General features: G+C 43.6%; 22 protein-coding genes. 15 read left to right on the top strand and 7 right to left on the bottom strand.

Going from position 1 to position 26,247, the window contains the following annotated elements:
• Positions 1-474: 474 nt before the first annotated feature.
• The 6 genes from BMX95_RS10215 to BMX95_RS10190 all read left to right on the top strand — a co-directional run bounded on the left by BMX95_RS10215 (position 475) and on the right by BMX95_RS10190 (position 5,261).
• Positions 475-1,128, top strand: coding sequence for a response regulator transcription factor (locus BMX95_RS10215; RefSeq protein WP_165759106.1), 654 nt, complete (start codon positions 475-477; stop codon positions 1,126-1,128).
• A gap of 159 nt (positions 1,129-1,287) precedes the next feature.
• The gene (locus BMX95_RS10210; RefSeq protein WP_081204353.1) at positions 1,288-1,704 is read left to right on the top strand and encodes an RrF2 family transcriptional regulator; all 417 of its coding nucleotides are present in this window, start codon (positions 1,288-1,290) and stop codon (positions 1,702-1,704) included.
• 116 nt (positions 1,705-1,820) lie between these two features.
• Positions 1,821-3,146, top strand: a complete 1,326-nt coding sequence (ahcY, locus tag BMX95_RS10205; protein ID WP_081204352.1) for an adenosylhomocysteinase — start codon at positions 1,821-1,823, stop codon at positions 3,144-3,146.
• A gap of 195 nt (positions 3,147-3,341) precedes the next feature.
• Positions 3,342-3,974, top strand: a complete 633-nt coding sequence (locus BMX95_RS10200; RefSeq protein WP_133054079.1) for a sigma-70 region 4 domain-containing protein — start codon at positions 3,342-3,344, stop codon at positions 3,972-3,974.
• Between the two features lie 15 nt (positions 3,975-3,989).
• A complete protein-coding gene (locus tag BMX95_RS10195) occupies positions 3,990-4,709 on the top strand; it encodes a DUF3307 domain-containing protein (protein WP_081204350.1) in 720 nt (239 codons plus the stop codon).
• Positions 4,710-4,787: 78 nt separating this feature from the next.
• A complete protein-coding gene (locus tag BMX95_RS10190) occupies positions 4,788-5,261 on the top strand; it encodes a DUF4251 domain-containing protein (protein WP_081204349.1) in 474 nt (157 codons plus the stop codon).
• Between the two features lie 88 nt (positions 5,262-5,349).
• Here BMX95_RS10190 and BMX95_RS10185 read toward each other — a convergent pair whose 3' ends face one another.
• On the bottom strand, positions 5,350-5,595 hold the full coding sequence (locus BMX95_RS10185; RefSeq protein ID WP_081204348.1) for a hypothetical protein: 246 nt from the start codon (positions 5,593-5,595) through the stop codon (positions 5,350-5,352).
• Positions 5,596-6,109: 514 nt separating this feature from the next.
• Between BMX95_RS10185 and BMX95_RS10180 the strand changes: the two genes are divergently transcribed.
• Positions 6,110-6,901: a sensor histidine kinase gene (locus BMX95_RS10180; protein WP_081204347.1), complete on the top strand. Its 792-nt coding sequence runs from the start codon at positions 6,110-6,112 to the stop codon at positions 6,899-6,901.
• A gap of 5 nt (positions 6,902-6,906) precedes the next feature.
• Here BMX95_RS10180 and BMX95_RS10175 read toward each other — a convergent pair whose 3' ends face one another.
• The 3 genes from BMX95_RS10175 to BMX95_RS10165 all read right to left on the bottom strand — a co-directional run bounded on the left by BMX95_RS10175 (position 6,907) and on the right by BMX95_RS10165 (position 14,569).
• Positions 6,907-12,393: an AAA domain-containing protein gene (locus BMX95_RS10175; RefSeq protein WP_081204346.1), complete on the bottom strand. Its 5,487-nt coding sequence runs from the start codon at positions 12,391-12,393 to the stop codon at positions 6,907-6,909.
• Between the two features lie 41 nt (positions 12,394-12,434).
• The gene (locus tag BMX95_RS10170; RefSeq protein WP_081204345.1) at positions 12,435-13,664 is read right to left on the bottom strand and encodes a M48 family metalloprotease; all 1,230 of its coding nucleotides are present in this window, start codon (positions 13,662-13,664) and stop codon (positions 12,435-12,437) included.
• A 518-nt stretch (positions 13,665-14,182) separates the two neighbouring features.
• Positions 14,183-14,569, bottom strand: a complete 387-nt coding sequence (locus tag BMX95_RS10165; RefSeq protein ID WP_081204344.1) for a response regulator — start codon at positions 14,567-14,569, stop codon at positions 14,183-14,185.
• 407 nt (positions 14,570-14,976) lie between these two features.
• Here BMX95_RS10165 and BMX95_RS10160 point away from each other — a divergent pair, with 407 nt between their 5' ends.
• The 5 genes from BMX95_RS10160 (at position 14,977) to BMX95_RS10140 (ending at position 20,266) form a co-directional block, all read left to right on the top strand.
• Positions 14,977-16,005 (top strand): sensor histidine kinase, encoded by a 1,029-nt coding sequence (locus BMX95_RS10160; RefSeq protein ID WP_081204343.1) that lies wholly within the window; start codon positions 14,977-14,979, stop codon positions 16,003-16,005.
• Positions 16,006-16,114: 109 nt separating this feature from the next.
• Entirely contained in the window at positions 16,115-16,741 is a 627-nt protein-coding gene (locus tag BMX95_RS10155; RefSeq protein ID WP_081204342.1) for a response regulator, read from the top strand.
• 108 nt (positions 16,742-16,849) lie between these two features.
• The gene (locus BMX95_RS10150) at positions 16,850-17,248 is read left to right on the top strand and encodes a response regulator (protein ID WP_081204341.1); all 399 of its coding nucleotides are present in this window, start codon (positions 16,850-16,852) and stop codon (positions 17,246-17,248) included.
• Positions 17,249-17,289: 41 nt separating this feature from the next.
• The gene (locus BMX95_RS10145) at positions 17,290-19,407 is read left to right on the top strand and encodes a sensor histidine kinase (RefSeq protein ID WP_081204340.1); all 2,118 of its coding nucleotides are present in this window, start codon (positions 17,290-17,292) and stop codon (positions 19,405-19,407) included.
• Between the two features lie 109 nt (positions 19,408-19,516).
• Positions 19,517-20,266, top strand: coding sequence for a GNAT family N-acetyltransferase (locus tag BMX95_RS10140; protein WP_081204597.1), 750 nt, complete (start codon positions 19,517-19,519; stop codon positions 20,264-20,266).
• Here the strand turns inward: BMX95_RS10140 and BMX95_RS10135 are convergent.
• Positions 20,263-20,700 (bottom strand): SRPBCC family protein, encoded by a 438-nt coding sequence (locus BMX95_RS10135; RefSeq protein WP_081204339.1) that lies wholly within the window; start codon positions 20,698-20,700, stop codon positions 20,263-20,265. The genes BMX95_RS10140 and BMX95_RS10135 overlap by 4 nt on opposite strands.
• A 199-nt stretch (positions 20,701-20,899) precedes the next feature.
• On the opposite strand from BMX95_RS10135, the gene BMX95_RS10130 reads away from it, so the two are divergent.
• From BMX95_RS10130 to BMX95_RS10120, 3 genes are all read left to right on the top strand, one after another.
• Positions 20,900-21,670 (top strand): helix-turn-helix domain-containing protein, encoded by a 771-nt coding sequence (locus tag BMX95_RS10130; RefSeq protein WP_081204337.1) that lies wholly within the window; start codon positions 20,900-20,902, stop codon positions 21,668-21,670.
• Between the two features lie 128 nt (positions 21,671-21,798).
• A complete protein-coding gene (locus BMX95_RS10125) occupies positions 21,799-23,793 on the top strand; it encodes a T9SS type B sorting domain-containing protein (RefSeq protein WP_242673257.1) in 1,995 nt (664 codons plus the stop codon).
• Positions 23,794-24,061: 268 nt separating this feature from the next.
• Positions 24,062-24,811 carry a lipocalin family protein gene (locus BMX95_RS10120; RefSeq protein WP_133054078.1) on the top strand — a complete coding sequence of 250 codons (750 nt, stop codon included), beginning with the start codon at positions 24,062-24,064 and terminating at the stop codon, positions 24,809-24,811.
• A 71-nt stretch (positions 24,812-24,882) separates the two neighbouring features.
• Here BMX95_RS10120 and BMX95_RS10115 read toward each other — a convergent pair whose 3' ends face one another.
• Both BMX95_RS10115 and BMX95_RS10110 read right to left on the bottom strand, forming a co-directional pair.
• Positions 24,883-25,404, bottom strand: a complete 522-nt coding sequence (locus BMX95_RS10115; RefSeq protein WP_244898089.1) for a type IX secretion system membrane protein PorP/SprF — start codon at positions 25,402-25,404, stop codon at positions 24,883-24,885.
• A complete protein-coding gene (locus BMX95_RS10110; RefSeq protein ID WP_081204333.1) occupies positions 25,323-26,105 on the bottom strand; it encodes a hypothetical protein in 783 nt (260 codons plus the stop codon). Before BMX95_RS10110 ends, BMX95_RS10115 begins: the two co-directional genes overlap by 82 nt.
• Positions 26,106-26,247: the final 142 nt, after the last annotated feature.

The following is a 26,247-nucleotide window of genomic DNA, read 5'->3' as shown; positions in this document are numbered from 1 at the left end:
ATAACCCCACTCCTATGGGGTTATTTGCTTTTATACCGATAAAGCCATCTTTTTACTGCCATTGTTCCTTATGAAAGTTTGTTAAGACCGGAATGATCATAAAAAACAACCAGGATAACATTTCATTACAACCCATCTTTATCACTATCTGTCCAATACAAAATTTGATATTGCTCAATATTTATTGAGATTGAACATTTCTGTAGGGTAATTAAGTAAATTATGGTAAGATTTACAAAACTACTGCTTCATGAACTGTCTCAAACCGATTGATCCTTGTTATACCTGTCCTGCCTTCCCACACTCCGGATCTGGAAATACATCCGGTCCACCTTCACCCATTTTGTTTTTAGCCTCTTTTGCAGCCAGGTCGCTTTTTTTACAGGCAGTGGCAGAAGATTTGATACAACTGTCTATCAGGGCCTGAGGTAGGGATGCCTGCGTGCGAGTATCTGAATGTTTAACCTGCCAGACATGAAACGAAAAAAAATTCGCATGGCTATTGCAGAAGATCACCAGACGGTTATCGACGGATTGTTATCCCTGTTACATAAACATGAATATTTTAAAGCTGTTATCATTACCACCAATCCCAGTGAGTTGCTTCGACAAATGGCCTGTACGCCTGTTGACATTCTGTTTGCCGATATAACCATGTTATACCGCACGGGGTACGAGCTGACCCATAAAGTGAAAGAGTTGTTTCCCAGGATAAAAATGGTGGCCTTGTTTGAAAAAGGGCAGAATAACATAGTGAGCACAATGATAGAAGAAGGATCCATAGCGGGATTTATATTAAAAAGCAATGATAAACACAGCATAACCAAAGCATTGGAAAGCATGATAGAGAAAATTTACTCAACCGATAAAACGCTGAAAGAAATGCCTAATCCTACTGTCCGCCTCAGAAAAATTGCCCCCGAGCCTTCCCACCTTACCGGCCGGGAGCTGGAAGTCATTCGCCTGATAGAACAGGAATACAGCAATAAGCAGATAGCCGAAAGGCTGTTCATAAGCGAACGAACAGTGGAAACCCATCGCAAGAACATCTTCCGTAAAACCAAAACAAACAGCGTAATAGGGCTTATAAAGTATGCTTACAACCACAAACTGGTGATAATAAGATAAGGGCACCCGGGGCCGGTTTTGGGCCTGTCCTGCGGGATTAACAGGGACTTATACACCGCCCCATTTAAGATAGTGGAGGATAAATAAATTATTTTATCTTACGGCCTTATAAACCTGGTTTAAACACCAGGCGACTTTACGTGTTAAATAAGAAAATACATGCTATCCAAGAAAGCCCAGTATGCCTTTAAGGCCTTGATGTATATGGCTGATAAAAAAGATAACGAACCCATTCTTATCGCCGAAATATCAAAGAAGAAGCGGATCCCCCTCAAGTTTCTGGAAAACATATTGTTGGAACTGAAAAAAGCCGGTGTTCTCGAAAGCAAGAAGGGAAAAGGCGGCGGATATTTCTTCAAAGTATCGCCCAAGGATATTCCCCTGGCTAAAATTGTTCGACTAATAGACGGGCCCATAGCCATGCTGCCCTGCGTAAGTCTTTACTTCTATGAACGATGTAAAAACTGCGATGAAAAGCAGTGCGGATTGCACGACATGATGGTGCTGGTACGGGATGCCAATTTGCGCATTCTGGAAAAGAAAACCGTAGCCGATCTCACCAAAAAGATGGTTTAAAATACTTAGTTATAACAGACGGCCCAAACCCGCAACCTTTCCTTAATATTGGGGATTTGTATTGAGTTTCATACTTTAATTGTAGTTTTGCGGCCGAAATAAACATTCAATCAGATATGTCTACTATCACCAAAAACATTGATTTTTCTCTTCCCTATAAGGTAAAAGATATCAGCCTTGCAGAATGGGGTCGTAAAGAAATTCGCCTTGCAGAAGCAGAAATGCCGGGTTTGATGGCGTTACGTGCTGAATATGGTGCCTCACAACCATTGAAAGGTGCCCGCATTGCAGGTTGCTTACACATGACCATTCAAACGGCGGTGCTTATTGAAACCCTGATCGCCTTAGGCGCAGAGGTGAAATGGAGCTCTTGTAATATCTTCTCTACCCAGGACCATGCCGCTGCTGCTATTGCTGCTGCCGGTATTGGCGTATATGCCTGGAAAGGCCAAACGCTGGAAGAAGCTGACTGGTGTATTGAGCAAACATTGTTCTTTGGTGGCGCCGATCGTCCATTGAATATGATCCTCGATGATGGTGGTGACCTTACCAACATCGTGTTCGATAAATACCCTGAGCTGGTTCAGCACATCAAAGGCTTGAGTGAAGAAACCACTACCGGTGTTCACCGCCTGTACGAAAGAATGGCAAAAGGCACATTACCAATTCCTGCCATCAACGTAAACGACTCTGTTACCAAGTCTAAATTCGACAACAAATACGGTTGTAAAGAAAGCCTGGTAGATGCTATCCGCCGCGCTACCGATGTTATGCTGGCTGGTAAAGTAGCTGTTGTAGGTGGTTATGGCGACGTAGGTAAAGGTTCTGCTGCTTCCCTGGCTGGTTCAGGTTGCCGCGTAATTGTTACCGAAATTGATCCTATTTGCGCTTTACAGGCTGCTATGGATGGTTTTGAAGTTAAAAAGATGATCGATGCTGTTAAAGAAGCTGATATCATTGTTACCGCTTCAGGCTGCCGCGACCTGATCACAGAAAAGCACTTCCGTGCTATGAAGGATAAAGCCATCGTTTGTAACATTGGCCACTTTGATATTGAAATTGACGTAGCCTGGTTGAATAATAACTTCGGAAATACCAAAGACACCATTAAACCTCAGGTAGACCTATACAGCATCGATGGAAAGGATGTTATTTTGCTGGCTGAAGGCCGCTTAGTAAACCTTGGTTGCGCCACCGGCCACCCCAGCTTTGTAATGAGTAATTCATTTACCAACCAAACGCTGGCCCAATTAGAGCTGTGGACAAACAACAAGAACTACGAAAACAAAGTGTACGTTCTGCCTAAACACCTCGATGAAAAAGTTGCCCGTTTGCACCTGAAAAAGATCGGTGTTGAACTGGATGAACTGACCAACGAGCAGGCTTCTTACCTGGGTTTACCCAAAGAAGGGCCTTTCAAACCTGAACACTACCGCTACTAAAAACAGCAGGAAGTTATATATGATAACCCTCTCGACATGTCGGGAGGGTTATTTTTTTGTAGTAATCGTATAGTACTGATATACTATATCTTATCATTATAGCCTTACAGTACTATATTTTAAAATTATAGTATTATAGCACTATAATGTAAAACGGGGAAAAAGAGGTATATTTGTGAAAAGCCGGGGATGGTTATGGCTAATATATCAAAGGCATCGGTTATCAGCGGCGATATCATTGGCTCATCGCAACTGAAACAAGCCTCAAGAAAAAAGTTACAACAACTACTGGATGACTTCTTAAAAAACACCACAGCAGAGTGGTCCGATATGCAGGCGCAGCAATATCGCGGCGATAGCATTCAAATAACACTCACCAGCAACCGCCTGGCCGCATTACGAATAGCCCTGTTATTACAAACCTGTCTTATAAAGGACAATTATAAAATCCGCCTGGCCATTGGAGTTGGCGATATAAGCTTTAAAAGCGGTCAGGTAGTCACCTCCGACGGATCTGCCTTTCAGGCATCGGGCCCCTATCTCGATGCATTGACCAAAAGCGGGGATATTATCAGCATCGCCGGCTTCGATGAAGAATTCACCAGCGAATGGCAGGTGCACAGCACTTCCCTCAATTTCATTCTGGAACGGTTAACCCAACAACAGGCCGAAGCGGTTTACCTGCAATTACAGGACCATACCCAGTCTTCCATTGCTAAGAAATTAAAAATTAAACAACCCTCGGTACACCAGCGTCTGCAGGCAGCAGGCTGGCCCGTTGTGCAAAAAATTCTTAACCGGTTTGAATCGGTTATACCAACTGTTTAAGTTATCTTCGAAAGCATGGTAACCTTATTTCAATGGATATTCGCTCACCTCTTAGGCGACTTTATCCTGCAATCGCGTACCATGGTACGCCACAAACAACGGTTAAAAGCCCGCTCCTGGATGCTTTACCTGCATTGTGCCATCCATGGCATTTTAGTTTACCTGTTTGCTCCCGGCTGGGGCCTGTGGCAACTGCCGGTGCTGGTTATGTTCACCCACTACATTATTGATCTTTGGAAACTGAACCAAAAAGAGGGGATCGTTTATTTTATTATAGATCAGTTCCTTCATATACTTACCCTGTTTATTTTATGGTGCCTGTTTGTTGCTCCTGGTGGCTGGTTACCTAAGAACTGGACATGGGTATTGCATAGCCAGTCTGCCTGGGCCATCGCTACCGGTTACCTGATAGTTACCTTTCCCTTATCATTACTACTGGCCAGCGCTACCCAACGCTGGCGCCGGGAAGCCGAAGAACAAAACATCCGTTCCTCGGTTAGCCTGAACGAAGCCGGTAAATGGATCGGCATTTTTGAACGTTTACTGGTCTTTACTTTTGTTATAACCGGTCATTTTGAAGGGGTTGGCTTTTTAATTACCGCCAAATCAATCCTGCGCTTTAACGATATTAAAGGCGCCGAAGCCCGTAAAGAAGCTGAATATATTTTAATCGGCACGCTGATGAGTTTCTCGTTAAGTATACTGGTTGGCCTGATCGTTAAAAGTTTTATTTGATCTACAGCCTGTTGTATCTTTTAACAAACAATTTATAGCCCACTGTCGTTCATTATATAGAACTAAACAGTGTGTTGTATGAAAAATCATGTTTGGTTGGCGATCATTGCCTTTATATGCCTGCCAGCTTTGGGTTGGGCACAGAAAAAAGACAGGAAAGCCGAAATAAAAAGAATTGTAGAAGCGCAGAATTATGTTTTTAAAGCCCAGACAGCTTTACCTACTGCAGGCGCCACCCGGCAATTGACATCGGATTATGACTTTCGGGTATCGAAAGATACGATCGTAAGCGACCTCCCCTATTTTGGCCGGGCTTACACCGCTCCGTTAAACCCCAGCGAAGGCCCCTTGCAGTTTACTTCAACCGATTTTCAATACACCGTAAATACAAACAAAAAGGGCGGCTGGAATGTTAGTATTGCACCCAAGGACCGCACAGATCCGCGGGAACTGCTAATGACCATCTTTGAAAACGGTTCTGCCTCGATGGTTGTTAACAGTAATAACCGCCAGCCCATTTCATTCAATGGGTATGTTACTACAAAGAGATAATTACACAATTGAACCAGCCTTAACGTCGACATACAAAAAAACAAAAGCTCCATATGGAGCTTTTGTTTTTTATAAGATTCAATGATTTTTATTGGGCAGGTTGTGTTTCTGTTTTTGTTTTACCTGCATCGTTTTTATGTTTTGCCTTTGTTCCATGTGATCTTTTATCCTTAGGGTGTATGGCGTTATGCACCTTATCCCCTGCTGTTGTATTCGGTTTTACTTTTGTTTTTGAATCAGCTGTTTCTGTTTTCTTTTTATCCTGCGCAAAAGTTGTAGTTGTAGTCAACGTAAGCGCAGAAGCTACGCACAACATCAATATGTACTTTTTCATAAATTATACTTTAGGAGTACATTCAAAAATTCCATGCCACGCCCCTTATGATTTGTTAATCAAATGTAAACGCATTAGTGTTTAACTATTTAAATCGCCAATTCATTGAAACAATGTTCGGGCTTACATTATTGGTGTAGTTATAATGTCCATACCTTACCTCAATCATATTGAAATGGGCTACGAACCTGTGGCGGGTATCAGGAATACGAAACAGGGTCAGCTTTGGCTTTTGCAGCTATTGGTTACTAATCTTGATACAGCAAAGCGTACAGGCAAACCCTTATCCTTTTTTCAAATTACCTTACAACCAACACTACGTTTATATTTACCTGTATTACAATAAAAATAACAGCCATCATTACGTGTTAATTGATCTAAAACAACTTCTGATAAAAGAAGTACGATACCTCATTAAAATCATATTAATAACGTGCATTCCTGCGTTAGGTTTACATACATGTTCACGCTTACCTCATCCTGCAATATGCTCACTTAAAATCTCAAAATCCCTATGCACCAAACTAATCGCTTACACGTACACTACTACTGTACAGAAAAACCGGCTCCGGCCGTTCAATTACGCCCTGTTAAATCACCAACCAATAGCCGTACCAAACACATTCCAAAAAATGCCTTGCCCGATCAAATCAGCAATGCAGTAATCTTTACCAACATAGCGCAGCAAAAGGCCATTAACCAGTTAATGATAAAAACCCAGGAAAACGAACGAAATGAACTGGGCAGGGAATTACACGATAATATTAACCAGATACTGGCTGCGGTAAAACTGCAACTGGAGTACAGCCTTGAGAATTACGACGAAGAAAAAGGCACTATCGAAAAATGTAAAAACAATATAGATACTGTTATCCGGGAAATTCGAAATTTATCGCACCGCCTGGTATTGCCGCGTTTTGCCGAAACAACCTTGCAGGCAGAATTACAAAAAACAATTGACAATATACTACAGCAACAACCCGTATACCTCGATCTGCATGGTTTAAACGAAGCACTGATACCCGATGATATCAAGGAAACCATTTACCGGATCATACAGGAACAGTTAACGAACATCATCCGGCACTCGAGGGCCCAAAAGGCAATAATAAAAATACACAACACAACTGCCAGAGTATTCCTTTGCATTGAAGATGACGGCATTGGTTTCAACACCAGTCAATGCCGCAATGGCGTTGGTATCACCAATATTTTAAACAGGGTTGAGACATATAATGGAAAAGCTACGATTACCGCTGCTCCTGGTAAAGGATGCAGGGTAGACGTAGCCATTCCGTTAAAATAAAGGCATCACAGCCAGGTGGCCTTATAACCTTTATTTGCTTTTTCTTTGATCAGTTTATCCTTTTCCAGCTGCGCGGTGCTTTCTTTGGCAAAGGTCTTTACCTGCACCTGCCCTTTGGTGCCCACTCTTCCGTAACGAACGATCAGTTTACAACCATCCAGCGCTGCTTCCCAGAAACGGCTGTTCTCCCCTTCTGAATTAATAAGCCGGTGAAAGGTTAAATGATCATACGGTGTTGCCGGTGCTGCTGGTTCAGTTGAAACAGTTGCCAATGTTGTTACCTCCTCTGCTGACTCTTTGATGATGTCTCCACCCAGCTCTTCATGCGCATCGACTGCTTTTTCCTCTTCCTGTCCCGCTTCCTGGTGCAGCCGTTTGATGATCAGCTCCAGTACTTTATCGGGCTGACTTAACCAGTCTTTCGCAAACACATTAATGGTACGCCAGTTGAATGTTTGCAGAATCGCCGGCCGCTGATAATATTGTTCCAGCAGGTTTTCGTTTTTATAATGCCGGTCATCATCCAGCAATATACTCAGGCTATAGGTGGTGTCGGTAGGTTTGGCTTTTACCGCCAGTGAACATTTGAAATCAGACTGCCCCACCTGTTCTGCCACTTCATATCCTCTCTTTTCCAGCTGTTCCCTGATCTGGTTCAGAATGATATTATCTGCCTTGATCTTCGATCTGTCTTTTTTATGCAGCACCAGGCTGTCAAGAATAGTACGGGCCGACCGCATGTCACCACAGCTCACTAACTCTGAATACTGCAAAAAGCGTTTAAAGTAATTGGCCCCTTCATTATACTCGTTGGTAATGTGATGGTGACGGATACTGCTCACCACTGCCATATGTTTCTTTGCCCGGCTGAAGATCACATTCAATCGCTTTTCACCGCCTTTCTTATTAATAGGCCCGAAGTTCATGATCATCTTTTTGCGGGAATCAAAACCATAACAGACACTCATGATGATGATGTCGCGTTCGTCGCCCTGCACATTCTCCAGGTTTTTTACAAACAAACCGGTGAACTGGTCTTCTTCAGTACGGCTCCAGGCATCTTCCAGCGCCTGTTCAAAAGCTTTGTCTTTCGATGCCAGGTTCGTCAGGGCATTTTCGATGGCCTCCTGTTGCTCCTGGCTAAAGGCAACTATCCCGATGCTTTCCCGTACTTTCTTTTGTAACAGGGTTTTCACCATATAGGCTATATAATCTGCCTCATCGGTATTAATGCGTTTTTCATAAACACTATTTGGCAGAAAATGAAAACTGATGCTGCGGTCAAATAATGCATCCACATGTTGGGTAGCTTCCTGCGGTTTGTTTATTTCGATGGACTTCTTTTCCGTATGATGAATGGTCTTATCGGGTATGGTAAGCAGGTTTGCTTCATAAAAAGCGTGGTTACTGAAACTGATCAACGTCTCAAACCGGCTTCGGTAGTGCCAGCCCAACATTACATTACCCAGTTTTCTGGCGCCCTGTACCAACAGACTGTCCGCATCATTGCTTAACAATTCCTCATCGTCATCATCGGTAAACACTTCCAAATCGTCCGGATCTTCAGTACGCACCGCAAAGAAGTTGGTAGGCGGCATTTGTTTGTCATCGCCGACAATAATGGTTTGTTTGGCGCGATACAAAGCCGGGATGCCTTCTTCCAGCGTGATCTGACTGGCTTCATCAAAGATCACCACATCAAAGAAATCGATATCGACCGGTAAGCTGTCGCTCACACTTAACGGGCTCATCAGCCATACCGATTTAAGGTCTTTCAACACCAGGCCGCTTTCCTTGCCAGACAATTCCCTGATACTCTTGAAGCGGATGCTTTTGTTGAATTCGTTTTCCAGTATTTTACGTCCTTCGGTATAATTCTTTTTAAACTCCCGTTGTTCAGGCGTCAGCTGACTGCTGGCGATATTGCTCAATTCAACATTGTGCAAAAAGCGCTGGCGTACAGTGGCCCTGATGTAATCGGCATTTACTTTAAGTAATTGCTTGTAGCAATGTTGTATTTGCCGTACTGCCTTTTCAATGGCATGCATATCGGTATTGGCAAATACTTTATTCTGGTGATAAATATGCGACAGTGTTTTATTGGCCATCCCCGCTTCTGCCTGTAAGGGGGTAACGGGGACCTTCCTGAGCACTTCTTTTACTGAATCGGGCAATTCAGCGTATTCACGCAACGCGGGTAACAGGTCCTGCAGGCTTTCAGCATTCATGCTGATGCTTTCCAGCTCGTCGTAAATATCGCTTACCGGCTTGGTATCATACTCATTCAAACATTGCTGTAACTGGGTTTGCAGCTTTTGCATGCTGTTATTGAGCTTGCTCAATTTCGTTACCAGTTGATTGGCCTCGGCATGGTGCAATAAATAATCTATTTCTTTATCACCCTTTCTGGCCCTGATGCGGTCTATGCTTAAATGGGTGAGGTCAACATTATCAACCTTATATTGCTGTTGCAGAAAATGCCGTTCCATGGCCACCATATTGGCAGCATCGTATTCTTCTTTCAATTGTTGCAATACGGCACCATAACCCGGGTGCACTGCATGCTGGCTGAAATCATAACATTCATCGATCTTGTTCTTCAGCCGGTTCCATTTGCTGTTCAGGAATTTCAAAAACGACTCTTCGAATTTGGCGGCTAATGGTATTGCTGCCAGCATATCCTGTTCGCTTAGTTTTTCTTTCCAGTTCTTGTTCCGGGCCTTTATCTGTTCATATTGTTGTTGCTGCTGTTTATACAAATGAACACCCTTATCAAACTTCCGTGCCTGTTCATTGCCTTCATCAACCAGTGCAAGACTATCCGTTTCTGCCAGGGGATTTAATACAATGGCTACCTGCACCAAATTCCTGATCTGTTCCAGGCGGTTGGTATGTTCAGGTGGAATATGGTTATCCTTTACTACTGTGGTAATATCTGTGAGCAAATTGCGGGAATGCTGCAACAGGTTTTCCAGCACGGTTTGCGGGTTCTCATTGCTGAAGATATTTTCATTGATCTTACTGAACGGGTGCTCTGCAAACGTGGGTTCTGCACCCGTTTCTTCCAGCGCATTACTCAATTGCTGAATAACACTGCCAAATTCCAGCCATTCTTTATAATGCGGTAATGCATCTGCTTCTTTTGCCGGCCGGGCGATCAGGTGCTCTTTCAATTCCACTACCCTTTCGAGCAGTTTCCTAAATTCAATACCGGCCTGTTCAGGCACCGCAGTATGGGTAGCATGAAACTGTTTCAACAGTTCCAGCTGTTCATTGGTTTGTTTTAGTAAGGCATCCCGGCTCGACTGGATCCTTTCCAGGTCCATTTTATTTTTGGTGAAGTCCTCGTACGTTTCTTTCAGATTCCTGATAAATTCCTTTTTATCACCCAGGCTGTCGTGGATGTAACAGCACAATTCATCGAGGCCCTGTTGTTTCAGGCGATGGTACACCACATCCAATGCAGCGCGTTTTTCACACACAAACAAAATACTATGGCCACGGGCAGCAAAATCAGCGATCAGATTGGTGATCGTTTGGCTTTTACCCGTTCCGGGCGGGCCCTGAATTATGTAGCTTTCTTTTTCCCTGCTCTTCAGGATGGCCCTCGTTTGGGTAGGATCGGCCGTAATTACATGGTACCAGTCGTCCGTACTGTTCCAGTTTTGTGTGGTATCACTGGTAGGTTTGGGTTTGCTGCTGAACAATTGTTCAAATACTTCATTGGGTACCTGGTTATCGATCACAAAATTGTAATCGCGTACCAGGCTCATTTTTTTATAGTTGAAATTCCCCAGCACAATGTTACACATATCAAAATCCCAGCTGTAGGGATTGCCTTCGCTTTCTGACAATTCAAAGGAAGGGCGACGCTTGTCGGCTATGCTTTCGGTTAATTGCGAGGGTACAATGCGGGCTTCTTCATGCCCCAGCGATTCCAGGAAGCCTTGTTTGGGCTCCACTCTTTGCCGGAATATTTCCAGCCCCAGTGGCTTGTATTGTCCCTGCTGGTAGCTGTACCCAACATCTTTATAATTGCTTAACTGTTTGCCTGAACGTTGTAACCGTTTTTTGAAATTGGTCACTGTTTGCTTGGCCACATTATGCACCAGCCTGATGCGTGGCTTTTGGATATAATTCAAAACGATCCCCTGGTTGGCGGCGTCTATTTGTCCTTTTAGTAATTGATAGAACTGCTCCGGCGTCATTTCATCCAGGTCTACATAATCGGGTAGTTGAATGCCATACAACTCTTTCAGGTAACTGGCCAGCACCGGATTTACCTCTGCCACATTATCGGTGATCTTTAATACATAATGATCCTCCTTTAATTTCTTGTTCTTCTTCAGCTCTGCCGGCACCAATAATAAAGGGCTTTGTATCCGTTCTTCTGCGTCTTCTTTCAGGTTGTGCCAGTTCAAATACACAATTACCAGCTTCAACTGGCTGAAACCATATTCCTGAATATCGCGTTGCGCTTCTATGCGTATTTTATCGAGTGAAGAAGGTAAATACAAGTGGTCTTCAAACCGCAGGTATTTATTCAGCACGATTTCTTTCATGCCGGTTACGCGGTCAGCAATGTCTTTGTTCCAGGTAAACAACAATTCCGGGCGAATGCTTTGGTAATGCAGCACCATAGGCACGCTGCTTACGGTAAGGTTTACAAACCGCATATTAGGTTTGTAATACAATAAGCGGTTCCTCCTGCTGGTATCGAATAACCGATTACGCAGCTTGTTTAAGATAAGCTGGTTGCGGTTAGTCAATGATTTATTGATCCAGCCTGCTATATTGCTCAGGTCGGTTTCTTTTTCCGGATCGTAATCCCGGTAATGTTGTAACCTGTTTACGATATCATACAGGTCCTGCACGCGTTTTTGGCGGCTTAGTTCCGTCATTTCAGCAATCAGCGCGCTGATGGTTGGGTGTATGCGGTGGTTGTACAGAATGGGATTGCTGCGGTATTTTGCAAACAACGCCAGGTCTTTTTCTTCATACAGGTTCAACCCCAATGCCATACTGCCCAGTACACAGCCCAAACAAAAGATATCGGTGAGCTCATCGTGGTGTCCGAGATTCATTTCAAAGCAGCGGTAACCGGGTATATAGGCCGGGAATGACAACGTTTCATTGCCATTCAGGTGCACCTGTACATTTTCCACTGACACGGCACTGTCGTCGAAGTCAATGTCTGGTTTTGTGGCACCACCCGGATCAAAATGGCGGGATTTATGCTTTTCAAACAGGGCTATTACTTTCCCTATTGCGTTCATAGGTTTATGGGCAGCCCGTTCATCGATGTCCATGCGGTTATCGGTAATAAACAAGGCATTTTCATTTTCAAATGGTGCTACCAGTCCGGCTTCATGAAAACCGATCACCTCCTTACATAAGGGCAGCACAAAGGCAATTACATCGTCTGTTGCATAATCGCCATTATCGAATGCTGATTTCAGGAATTGTCTGAATGATTGAACCTGTATTGACATAATCAATAAATTGAGATCTAAATGGTATTAATGGGATTTGATTAAGCGGAGGCGTCGCCTTCCAGCACCACCTGTTCCTTCCCGCCTTCTTTTAACTTATACCAGGCGGCCATAGTTTTTTGCTTATGCTGCTGCAGCTTTTTATCGCTTAGTTGTAATTCTTTTTTAACGATGGCTTCAAAAACATCTTTTAACTGAATGGTTTCGGCAAATTGAAATGCCCAGCCAAAGGGGATCTGTTCCAGGGCGCCATCAACCAGGGCAAAATCAAGCATAATATACCCCAGGTAATCTTTTATGCTGGTATGCGACCCGTTTATTATTTCTACAAATTGTTCATCGGGTGTTATTTCTTCATCATAGGAGAAATCGGCAAAATACTGTTTGGCCAAACTGCCAACCAGGGCACTGCGGAACCAGTTAGGTTTTAATAACAGTTGCATGAAGGTACGCGTGAACAGCAACAACTCATTTTGTTTAAATACATCCAGCTGGTCCAGGTCGGTACTGCCCTCTATCATTTTTATAATCTCCGCTTCGGCATCTTCTTTTTTCTCATGCCAAAGCTGAATGGCCCTTGCCCTGATGAAATTTTCGGGGTGTGAAATAGTGGCTGCTTTTACTCCACTGGCAGTGGAGAATATTTCTTCTGCCTGTTTTGCATAACTCCCGGCACTTACCTTATCCAACCCAGTTGCTATTTTCACCAGCGAAGTGATCACGGGACTGGTATCGCCTACTACAGTATAGGCACCCCGGTCGCAATAAATTTCAGTGTATAGCCTGTATAAACGGGCTGTTTCATAATAAGCAGGCTCACTGTGATAATTACCGGCAATGGCCATTATAATGCGCTCTGCAATTTCCAACTCACCCTGTAGTGTACTGTATAATTTTACATGGGTCAATTCATGTGCCAGTATAGCCAGCAGTTCATTGTCATCTAATAACTGTGTAATACGGCCGCTGAAAACAATATGTGCTTCGTTGTTAAGGAAAACAATACTCGCATTCATTTCATCGGTGTATTGCGCCTGGTAAACTGTAACGGGTAGTTGTTCCAGTCCCAATTTTTCTTTGGCCTTTTCTACCTTTTCGTAAATGGCCGCATCGGCATTCACATCAAATTTGTAAGTATTCTTTAACAATTCAGTTTTATACTGGGCCAGTTGCTCTTCTTTTGTATTAACAGAAGCAAAAAAATTCCAGGTCTTCGTTTGTTGAGCAAAATGATCCCGAACCTTCAAATGATATGGAAGCGCTTGTAACATATATTGGTATATATAGTATAAAAGAATAAATATATTGGGACGATGTACAGCCTAAACCGGCACAGGATATTAGAATAGAAAGTGAGGCGAACCCGTAATAATTTCAAATACTATGCCTTTTTTACGAAACGCGCTGTACTATGATTTATTTGCACGCCAATCTGAATTAAGAATATTTTTAGAAATTCAACTTCATTGAAAGAAAAAAACAGGCGCTTCCCCGATAGATTCCTTCCTTTCATCTATTAGTTAGATACAATTAGAATGCAACATTTATCTTTCAGCAAGTAAAGAAAGTAGCAAATTTGCGCACGGGGAGCTGCGATTTTTACCATGGTGATAGGTAACTACAATACCAGATTGCAGCCCCCCGGACGCCGCTACTTCTAACAAAAGCATACAAGCGCCGAACCTTACACAGATTCAAACAGGGATAAACGTAATAGAAGGCTTCTTTTTGTGAAAGTTTAAAAAGACAACACGCTCCTTAGAAGATATTTTCCCACATTTTATTTTAATCAGATGCCTGCAGGTTGTTGCATATCGTGCAAAACCTTTTGCAATTCAATGATGGAGCCAGTTTTTGAAACGAAAGCATGAGCGCCTGTCTGCAGGGCCCGCAGTTCTTCGCAACTACTATTGGTAATGGAAAATGCAATAACTTTTATTCCAGGCCATTTTTCTCTTAGAGCGGCAATGGTTTCGTAACCATTCATAACAGGCATGTTAAGGTCGGTAATACAAATATCGGGGCTGTTGGCTGTAGTTAGTTGTCGCAACAGGTCTTTGCCATGAATGGCGGTGAGTACCACTTCATACCCCCACAAAGAAAGGATTTCCTTTATCCCGTTTCTGAAAACCGGGGAATCGTCTACCAATGCTACCTTAGTTCCTAAACTGTTCATAATTACATAAATTAGAATGGTTGTCGTCTTACTAGCGTACGAATGCTACATACAGGCGCCAGGTTTAAAAGGGTTTATCAAGGTATTGAGGAAGGAAGTCCCTTAATCGGATTAATGGTAGGATTGTTTTGCAGAGCAAATGTAAACCCCTTTACAGGCCGGCAAAAATATACAGCACGCATAAACGGCCAAACCAATACAATCACTCCGTCAAAATAAATGTTTTCATTTACCCAGCGCCATTAATGTCATGCCTACACTTGTAAGTTATTCAGAAACCAGGGCCAGTTACCCACAACCCGGCTGCCACATGTTGTCAATTAAAAATTATGAGCTAATCTTGCGCTGAATCGTTTTCTATGAAAAAGTAATTGTGTGAACTGAGTGTTTATGCACCCCATAAGCAAATGGAAAACGATACCCCAAACCCAACAACCCAACAGCTGCTGATACAGCATATCAGTGAAGCTGCCCTATTTACTGGTCCCGATTTTGTCATTACTGCCTGCAACCCGGCAGCTTTGGCGTTGTTCCTTTACAATCAAAAGGATATGCTCGGGCAATCCCTCTCTTTTCTGTTGGTCGCCGCTTCAAATACTACATTTACCGGGGGCATTATTGCGTATACAACCGGTACGGGCCAAATATTAACACTGCAAACGACACGGCATGCCATTTCACCTGGCTTACCCAATGGGGGTTATCTGTTCATTTACAAGCCACTCGAAGCAGAACATCCTTCCACGGGACCATTCACCCAACTCCGTGAACTGAGCGATTATCTTATAAATATCAGGGAAACCGAACGCACCAATATCGCCCGCGAAATTCATGATGAACTGGGGCAGCAGCTTACAATTCTGAAAATGGACCTCTCGTGGCTCAATCAAAAGTTGCACAAATGTGAGGATCCCAGTCTTTTACAAAAAACGGGCGATGCATTGAAAGTGTTGAATGAAACCATCCGATCGGTTCGCCGCATTGCTACCGAGTTACGCCCCAGTATGTTAGACGATCTGGGGCTTATAGAAGCCATGGAATGGCAAAGCAAGGAATTTGAGAAAAGATCAGGCATCAAAATCATCTTTGAACCTGGACTGGCCCATTTACCGGTTAACAATAATATCGCCACTTCCCTGTTCAGGATCTACCAGGAAGCGCTGACCAATATCGCGCGTCATGCTAATGCTAAAACTGTCTTTAGCAAACTACTGGTACAGAACGAACAGGTGATATTAACCATCATAGATGATGGGGCAGGCTTTGATATGCAAACACTTGCCATTAAAAAAACATTGGGATTACTGGGCATGAAAGAACGCACGCTCATGCTGGGCGGACGTTTTGAAATAAACAGCAAACCAGGCGAAGGCACTACGATTATAGTGATCACTCCCCTGCACGACGAAATGGCTACCTCAAAAGCGGATCAATAAAGCAACCATTAATCCGTTTATGATGTACCATATTATTAGATACTTTAAATAATTAAACAGCCTCGTTATGCGGGCTGAACAGACAAACTGATTGATAAATAACCTGACCATGAAAGTACTGGTGGCCGATGATCATGCAATTGTGCGCAAAGGACTAAAACAGATCTTATTGGATGAATACCCGTTTGGCGAAATTGAAGAATGTGCCAATGCCGAAGAATTATTACAAAAAGCTAATAATGGCAAGTGGGATGTGATTATAAGTGATATTTCAATGCCGGGGCGAAGTGGCCTGGAAGCGTTGCACCAGATCCGTTTATCTCACCCCCGCCTGCCGGTGCTTATTTTAAGCATGCACCCTGAAGAACAATACGCCATTCGTGCATTAAAAGCCGGCGCCTCGGGTTACTGCAGCAAAGACCTTGCTCACGAAGAACTGGTAAACGCTGTAAGGCGGGTATTGACAGGGAAAAAATACATTACCCCTACACTGGCTGAAAGCCTGGCCACCCAACTGGAAGAAGAAAAACAACCGGAACCCTATAAACGGCTTTCCGACAGGGAATTTGATGTATTCAAACTGCTGTCAGCCGGCAAATCGGTTTCTGAAATTGCCGATAATCTTTCATTAAGTACTACCACCATCAGTACTTACCGGGCGCGCATATTGGTGAAAATGAACTTTAAAACAAACGCTGACCTTATCCGGTATGCACTCGAAAATAAATTGATTTAATTAGTCAATCGTTTGCGTAATTGTAGACTTTATACTACAAAACAAACATAAAAACGACTATTTATTATAACTTGTATGATATGTTAATTTTGATACAAAGCTTTCACCATGCCTGATAGAAACCTAACTGTGCTGGTTGTTGATGATGCGGCTCTTTTCAGGCAAAGGATCATTCGCCTGCTCAACGAGCAGCACCTTCACCCTGTTTTACAGGCTCGTAATTATGAGGAAGCAATCAGCTGGTTACAAAATGCAACCATCGATCTGGTGTTGCTCGATATCAGCATGCCGGGTAAAAGCGGCATTCAACTGTTGAAACTGATCAAAAACAGGTATCCGGCTATCAAAGTCTGGATCATCAGTAACCATGCCGATGATCATTATAAAAAGATCTGTATCGCAAGCGGCGCTGATCACTTTTTCGACAAATCACTCGATTTTGAAGAGGTCGAGTATAGACTGACAACCATTGGAAATGACATTCAAAAAACAGAAATAGCAGAATAATCAACCATTAATATCACGTGAGAACCAAACCCGTAGCCTGTATGACTGAAGAAGATAAAGTAACGATTGCCGATACCTGTGAAGACTATTATTTTGCCATCATTAACGAAGATGGTGTTATTCAATATGCCAATGAACAATTGGTGCAATGCCTGTATATTGAAAAAAGCACTCCTTCAAAAAACCTCTTTTATAATTTTCTTTCACCTGTTGGCGTTGAACTATTAAAAGACGCTTTGCAAAAAGCAGGTTTTGCAGCGAACCCCTCCTATTTAAAAATGAATCTTTTAAATAGTATGGTTCACAAAGCTAACTGGCGAGTTGCCCGGTTAAAGTCAATTGAAAACAAGCCGGAACTTTTTATATGCCTGGGGTATAAAACAAATATCGAAAAACCAACTCATACACCCACCCCTGGTATCCTGATCCTGGATAGTAATGGCCATGTATTGGATGCCAATGAGAAAGCCGCCGATTTTTTAAACACCAAACCTGAAAGCCTGCTGAATAATCCGCAGCTGGCCGGCTTTTGTAGTTCCTTTAAAATATTTACTGATCCCATCTCTTTTGAAAGCTCTCCGTTGATGAAAACGTTACTGGCGGGCAAGCCTTACGAGCAGGTAATTGAAATGCGTGCTGACAGCCCAGACAGTAAATGGTTACAATTTTCTTTCTATCCACTTTTTGATGACAATGCCACCGCACCCTTTTCATTTGTTGCGCTTATTAATGAACTGCCCTGGCATAAAGAACCGTATGCCTGCGAAAAAGAATTATTCCGGAAGGAATTTTTAAATCTTACTTCAGCCATGACCTGGCTGATCGATGACAAGGAGCGGCTTGTTTTTGCCAACCCGTCCTTTCTTCGATTTTTAAGTCTGAATGAAAACGTTCTCAATCAAAATGCGATTGATGTAATACCGCCATTCTTTACAGCTATTTTTGAAAAAGCACACCGCAATGTGCTGGCAACGGGTACTGCACATAAAAAGATCTATAAGCATCCCCTGGCCGATGGAACAACCAGCTATTTCCTGGTAAACATTTTCCCGGTTCCTCATAAAACAAAACGAATGCTGGGTGGCGAAGCCATGGACATTACTTTCGGGTACAATGTGCATGAAGAAATTGCCCGGGCCAATGAACGGCTGATCCGTTTAACCCAGGTTACCACTGATGCTATCTGGGAGTGGGACCTGAAATCGAACCAGGTTTTTCGAAGCAAACCCCTGATTGAATTGCTGGGCTCGCCCGATAAAGAAATAATTGCCAATAACTGGTGGTACAACCGCATTCACCCCGATGACAAAGAGCGGGTTGAATTAAATGTAGCCAACCTGTTGCATAGTAAAGTTTCCAGCTGGCAGTGGGAATACCGGCTCAAACAACTCAATGGCGCTTACAGAACGGTGCGTGACCGCGGTATTGTAGTGTTTGAACATGAAAAACCGGTGAAGCTCATCGGTTCCCTGCTCGACCTTACTGAGATAAAAGAACTGGAAAACCTGTTGTTGCAGGAAAAGCTCAAACACCAGAAGGAAATTGCCAAAAGCATCATCGATACACAGGAGAAAGAGCGCACCCGCATCGGACAGGAATTGCACGACAACATCAACCAGCTGCTGCTGGTAGCCAAGCTGTATATGGGGCTTTTAAAACCAGCTGAGGCAGCCAACAGGGAAATAGCCGGTAAAGTAGTAGAGTCGCTTGATATGGCCATTGCCGATATACAAACCATTTCAAGAGAAATGGTATTGCCCAAATTAAAAGAAAAGACCCTGGCCGACAGTATCAATGAACTGGTTAAAGACGTTAAAAAAACCTGTCCGTTCAAGATCAAATTCCAGTGCCATAAGCAATGGACCGATGATATTTCTGAAGGAAAAAAGATTGCCCTGTACCGAATTGTTCAGGAACAATTGAAGAATACCATCCAGTACAGTAAGGCCAGCCATGTAATTGTACAATTGGTAAGTAACAACAACGCAGTTGAACTTATCATTCAGGATGATGGGGTTGGATTTTGTCCATTGAAAAAAACCAAGGGCATCGGTTTGCGGAATATTTACGACAGAACCAACCTGTATAACGGAGCAGTTGACCTGCAATCATCGCCAGGGTGCGGCTGCCGGTTAAAAGTGACGATTCCCAAGTGTTAACCAAATTGCTCACCCTCCTACGCTAAAGCTTCGGCGGGCGAAGTATTAAAAAACGAGCTGCCATCTGGGGCTCGTTTTTTTTATTGGGTAAAATAGTTAACTTATGCCCATGCGGTTAAAGATCGAAAAAACACAGTCGGCAGACATAAAAGATTTTCGTCAGATATTCCTGCAGGAAAATAATTTTCAGTTCATCTATGATAAATGCCATTATTACGGCTGGGCCGATGTGTATGTGATCATCTCTAATGAAGCATGCATTGGCTATGGGGCCGTGTGGGGGTCAGATAAAAGAGAAGACCGCGATACCATCTTCGAATTCTACCTGCTGCCTCCTTATAGAAAATACGTCAGTTCCATTTTCCATGATTTTATTTCCACTTCCGGCACAAAAAAGATCGAATGCCAGAGTAACGACTTGTTGTTAACAGGCATGCTCTACGAATTTGCCAAGAATATCTATGCCGAAGCTATTCTTTTTGAAGACTATGTTCAAACAGATTTCCACATGACCGGCGTGCATTTTGGCAGAAACCATAAAGAAGAAAACACAGGGGCTGATGCAGGCGGTTACTATCTTGTACAACATAGCGAAGTAGTGGCCAATGGCGGATTCATGCTCAATTACAATTTCCCTTATGCCGATATTTATATGGACGTAAAAGAAAACTGCCGGCAGCGTGGGCTCGGCAGTTTACTCGTACAGGAACTAAAAAAAGAAATTTATCGCCAGGGGCGGGTTCCTGCTGCCCGCTGTAATATCAGCAACAATGCATCCAAGGCCACTTTAATAAAAGCCGGCATGAAACCCTGCGGGTTTATCCTGAAGGGCGATATCAAAAATGGCGGCGCTATTTAAACGCTTACCTGTTCTACAAAGTTTTTCAGGTTGGTACCAATGATAGATGTCCAGCCCTGCTCGAAATTGGTCCTTGCAAATTCCGGGTTGGCTGCTGCCAGGGTTTCCAAACCTACATGGGTCAATTTCACCCTGGTTTTATCACCTTCTGCAAACAGTTCAAACGTCACAAAAGAATTGCCTTCATACCCATCGTACCGCCAGCTATACTGTAATTTTTCACCCGGTACTACTTCCGTAATCCGGCATTTATGTAAGTACATTGGTCCGCCTTTGGGACCGCCTTCAAACTGAAATTCGAAACCAACTTCAGCCTTGAATGCAACCAGTTTAAAATACCATTGGCGCATCTGATCTAAATCAGTAATTGCATGCCATACCCTGTCGGCTGGCGCATTGTAGGTGCGCTCCACGATCAATGGTTCATTTTTCATAATGTATTTTTTTGGTAAACTTCAATTTTTTGCCAGTACGTACGGGCCGATGGCCACACACCGGTTATGTAACCACCCGGTTGCAAATATATACGTAACCATCCGGTTACTCAAAACTATTTTTGAACCTTTTTATTTGTTGGAAGGTTGTGTCAGCGTAACCCCAGTTTGTAGATTTGTTTCTCAAGGCGAATAGCATATGGCACAATTCCTTCCCTCACCTGCTTTGCAGCCCTATATTAAAAATTTCCTGATCATTGACTGTGAACAGGGAATGGTGAACCGTATTTTACCCGATACTTCCATAGTAATTGCATTCCGGCTTCGCGGACAGGTTTCCTGGTCAGATAATGGCGGCGCTACACATAGCTTTCCCCAGACGGTTATTTCGGGTATCCGGGATTCGAGCCGGCTTGTAGATTATGCAAAAGAGACCACCAACCTGTTAGTGATCTTTAAGGAAGGCGGAGCTGCAGCATTTTTTTCAGCCCCCCTGTATGAACTGGGCAGCATCAGTGTATCGCTAGATCACCTCATTCAACGATCGAAGGTATGTGCTATTGAAGAAGAACTGGCCGCAGCCGATAACAACAACCAGCGTATACTCATTGTAGAACGGTTCTTATTATCTGAACTGAAAATAACGCAATCAGATGCGCTGGTGAGCGAAGCCATACAAAAGATCAAACGCTTAAAAGGCGATATTAAAATAAAGGAACTGGTGGCGGGGCTGCCCATTAGTCGTGATCCCTTTGAAAAGAGATTCAGGAAGATCACCGGTACGTCGCCTAAACATTTTGCTGCTATTGTTCGATTGAAAAGCCTGATCGAAAACTATACCGATGCTATAAGTTTTACCGAAGCTGCCTATTCGGCAGGATATTACGATCAGGCACACTTTATAAAAGACTTCAGAGCATTTACAGGACAAACCCCACATGATTTTTTCAAGGCTCCGCCATTGTGGTAAAATAACCGGCAAACTATTGACAATCGTCATCTATTAACAAGGCAGTATTCATTATTTCCGTATGTTGCAACGTTAGCACAATTTTTTAGGTCTATCGAAATATGCATATGAGATTAATTGGGTTGGTTGTGGTTTTGCTAATATGTAATACCCTGTGTGCACAGGACTGTACTACCCTTGGCCAAACCCCTTCAACGGCCTTTCCGGTATGCGGTGCTGATACTTTTTCACAACAAACTGTACCCATTTGCGGCTATCACAATCTTTACGTTCCTGGTTGTGATGATGGCGCCGCTTACGGCGATAAAAACCCATTCTGGTATCGTTTCACCTGCTATAAAACGGGTACTTTAGGTTTCCTCATTACACCAAACGACCTGGGCGACGATTACGATTGGATGTTATTCGATATAACCGGTCGCGAAGCGGATGAAGTCTTTACCAACACCTCACTGATTGTTACCGGTAACTGGGCCGGAACCTTTGGGGTAACGGGTGCTTCCAATTCAGGCGTGCCTTATATTCAATGCTCTTCAGATCCCGCTAATAATAAAAACTCATTCAGTACCATGCCTGCCATACAGGAAGGGCATACCTACCTGTTACTGATCAGTCATTTTACCGATTCACAAAGCGGGTACAAATTATCCTTTGGCGGTGGAACCGGTTCTATCACAGATCCCCTGGAACCAGACCTTGCGGGGAGCTGGGCCAGCTGTGGCGGAGTTACGGTAACGCTGATCATGAACAAAAAAATAAAATGCAGCAGCCTGTCGGCCGATGGCAGCGAATTCAGATTATCACCGGCACGGGCAAGAATCGTCTCTGCCACCGCTGTTGGCTGCAGCAACAGCTTCGATATGGATACCGTGGTACTTACCATGAGCAACGCATTGCCCCCTAACACTTATCGGATCACTGTTCAAACTGGCACGGATGGCAATACCCTGTTGGACAACTGTGACCAAATGATGACGGCCGGTAACCACATCAACTTTGTTGTTGACCCTGTACAGCCAACACCATTAGACAGTATTAGACCCGTTGGCTGTGCACCTAACAAAGTAGAACTTGTTTTTCGCCGGCCCATAAATTGTAACTCTATTGCCGCCGATGGCAGTGATTTTACTATATCAGGCTCTACTCCCGTTAAAGTAACCGGTGCTGCCGGTAAATGCGTAGGAGGTGTTGCCACTTCCATTTTTGTACAATTATCAGCCCCCATCCAATCTGCAGGTAATTATCGCATAACCCTGAAAACAGGTACTGATGGCAATACCATCATAGATGATTGCGGTCAGCAGACACTTCCCGGCGCTTACGAAACTTTTTCAACCGCTGACACCGTGAACGCCGACTTTACCTACAAATTATACCTGGCTTGTAAGATTGATTCTGTTAAGTTCTCGCATGATGGCGACAACGATGTAAACAGATGGAAATGGAACTTTGATGGCGATGGCAAAAGCAACGATCAAAACCCAAGTTTCACCTGGAGCGTATTTGGTCCCAAACAGGTGCAACTGATCGTCTCGAATGATGTGTGCGCCGATACTTCAACGGCTACAATACTACTCGATAATACCCTGGAAGCACACTTTGGTTTACCGGCAGTATTATGCCCGGAAGACAAAGCGGTATTCACCGACAGCAGCATCGGCAAGATCATAGGATGGAACTGGAATTTCGGGAATGGAAATACCAGCTTATTACAAAATCCCCTGCCGGAAACCTATCCCCAGGTAACCGGCGGCAGGGAAAGGATCTACCCGGTAAGGCTTATTGTTGAAAATGATCTGCATTGCTTTGATACGACCGTAAAGCAAATGAAAGTAGTATACAGCTGCTATATTACCGTTCCTAATGGGTTTACCCCAAATGGCGATGGCCATAACGACTTTTTGTATCCCCTCAATGCCTGGAAAGCCTCCAACCTGGAGTTTATCATCTATAACCGGTATGGACAAATTGTTTTCCGCACCAACAACTGGACGAATAAATGGGATGGCCGTTTCAATGGACAGCAGCAACCAACCGGGGTGTTTGTATGGTTGCTGAGGTATACTTTGATAGATACCGGTGAAAAGGTTTTTAAACGCGGCACCACTGTATTGATCAGATAATCACACACAAAGGAACAGCATTAATTTTATTGTGTAAACACCGGAAAAAAATTATTCACGCAATTCCCTCTTATAGAAACCCAATACCATGGCTGATCCTGCAGGGAGAACAGCGGCTGTTTACTAATTCCTTTGCACTGATGCCATAAAGTTATTACCTTCCCCCGCAAAATTTACCCTAAAGGTGCAATTACCCGGCCCTGATTTGCGTTATGGTATTAGCCCAGTAATGGGCAAAGCGCCAGGAACTACCGTACAAACCACAAACATGACTAGACTTAGATTCCTATTCCTAATTCCTATTGGTTTATCACTATCCGTTCAAGCCCAAAAAACTGACTCCCTGGTTGGTAAATGGAAATATGTTGACGTTTACAATAAACACAGATACGATACTGCCACACTGAGAATCGCTAATGAGTATTTCGGAAACATGACTTTTTACTTCAAAGCCAACAATCACTACAAGGCTTTTGTGATGAATAACATCGACGAAGGTGTCTGGAGCCTGAACGAAGCTACAAGCAAAGTTAGAATAACATCATACAAAGGAAATTCAAACGAATCTCAGATCATAGGCCTGAGTGCAGACAAATTGATCCTTACCCTGGGTGAGGGCTCTTTTATCATGGCCAGAACAAATGTAACCGAATCCGATAATGTTGAACAACCTCTACCCGATATCAAGACTGTTTCCGTTACCAAAAGCCAGATCAGCAAAAAATGGTTTTTAACGCGTCGTGAAGTACCGGGCCGCTCAGAAGCCCAGTTAAAAATGGCGAGTACCCTCATAAGAGGTGCCTATGCTTATTTTAAAAGCAACGGCGTATATGAAGCACAAAGTTTAAAAGTTACAGAAAGCGGTAAATGGGCGTTTGGTCCCGACAATAAGTCAATTATTGTAACCATCGAAAACCAACAACGGATCTGGAATATTAAAAGTATCAGCCCTACCCAACTGGTGCTGATCAGCGGATATACCGAAGAACTTTGGAAATTCTCTACCAAATTACTGTAGGCCTCCTTAATATACCGGTTAAATTATAAAAAATCCTCCCGATCAGTCGAGAGGATTTTTCTTGTGAGTGGTCACTTTATCTCCACGTCCACCCCATCGTTCCAGTGTTTGTATTCGCTGCCCCTAATTGAGCAAACAACGTGAGTTCCGCTTTTTTCACTAATACCTGCCGAAGTATCCCAATAAGTAAAACCGGTATTACTGAATTGCTGCCGGGTGGCATTTGCCATCCTATAAGCCCCATTAACATACTGGTCATCGAACCGCAGTTTGGTAATATCAAAATGCTCACTCACCGGACCACCCATAAATGCAAGGGAAATAAATGTGGTTTTATCCTCGTTCAACAGTTTGTGGTAATTAATAACCGGGAACACCTGGGTACGTTGTAATTTAGAATCACCCGCCACGTCATTGGTAGCCTGCAGACCCGCAGTGATAAAATCGCCATTAGAAAAACCCCGCAACATTTTACACTCGCCACTTACCGCCATCGTTCTATAAGGCACCGTTACACTCTGCCATTGATTGCGATAGGCACCCGTAAGTCGAAAATTACCCGAGAAAATACCAGCCAGCGCCGGATTGCGCAACAAGCAGTGACGTTACATTCCCCTACATCAACATACGCATAACCCCAATGGGCACCTTTGGTACAATCGGCTGTAGTAAACTCTACTTTCAGCCGTTTGCCGCCATATGCACCGAGATTTATAAATACGGATGACCAGGGTTTAAATTTCACGGCTGCATCAACCCGTGAGGTCTGAAACCCCGGCAGCGATGCCGTAGCAATATATTCATTGGAAGCACAGGGCAGGTAGCTGTTTGTTTGCACATCGAGAATACGGGCAATAAACCGGGGCTGTTCATTCGGGTTATGGCCAGGGTCCTGGAATACCACGGCATACCGGTAAGTAAAGGTGGCGTCGTTCGCATTGGCGGGAACAGTAAACTCGTAGGTCATGCGCTCCGCTTCGGAGCCATTGATATTGTTGCCCAATCGCACGGCATACCCACTGCCATCGGGTGGGTTCACCGGAAATAACCCATACGGATCAACGACTGTGGCAGCGGCTTTGGCATATAACATATGCCTGCCGGTGACCGGCGCCGAAGGATTGACCGTTATAATATTATCATTATTCTGAACACTGGTTGTTCCTACATAACAGTTCAAGTTTTGCAGTGAGCCTGCTTCAAAATTAATATTGGCGGGACAGGTACCAGCCTGGGCATGCGTAAGATGATGCAATAGCAGTACAAAAAATAATAATGTAAAGATCCCCTTCATAGGTCATAGGTTAACGAATTAACGGCGGGAAGGGACTTGTTTGATTATACTTGGCAAATACTGTGCAATTATTGTAAGTGCTGACCATCCTTTATTAACATCTGTTTAATTTTTCATACTTTCAAAAGACGGAATGGCTAAT

This window comes from Niastella yeongjuensis (assembly GCF_900110245.1).
Taxonomy (GTDB): domain Bacteria; phylum Bacteroidota; class Bacteroidia; order Chitinophagales; family Chitinophagaceae; genus Niastella; species Niastella yeongjuensis.
This window is presented reverse-complemented; position numbering and strand designations above follow the sequence as displayed.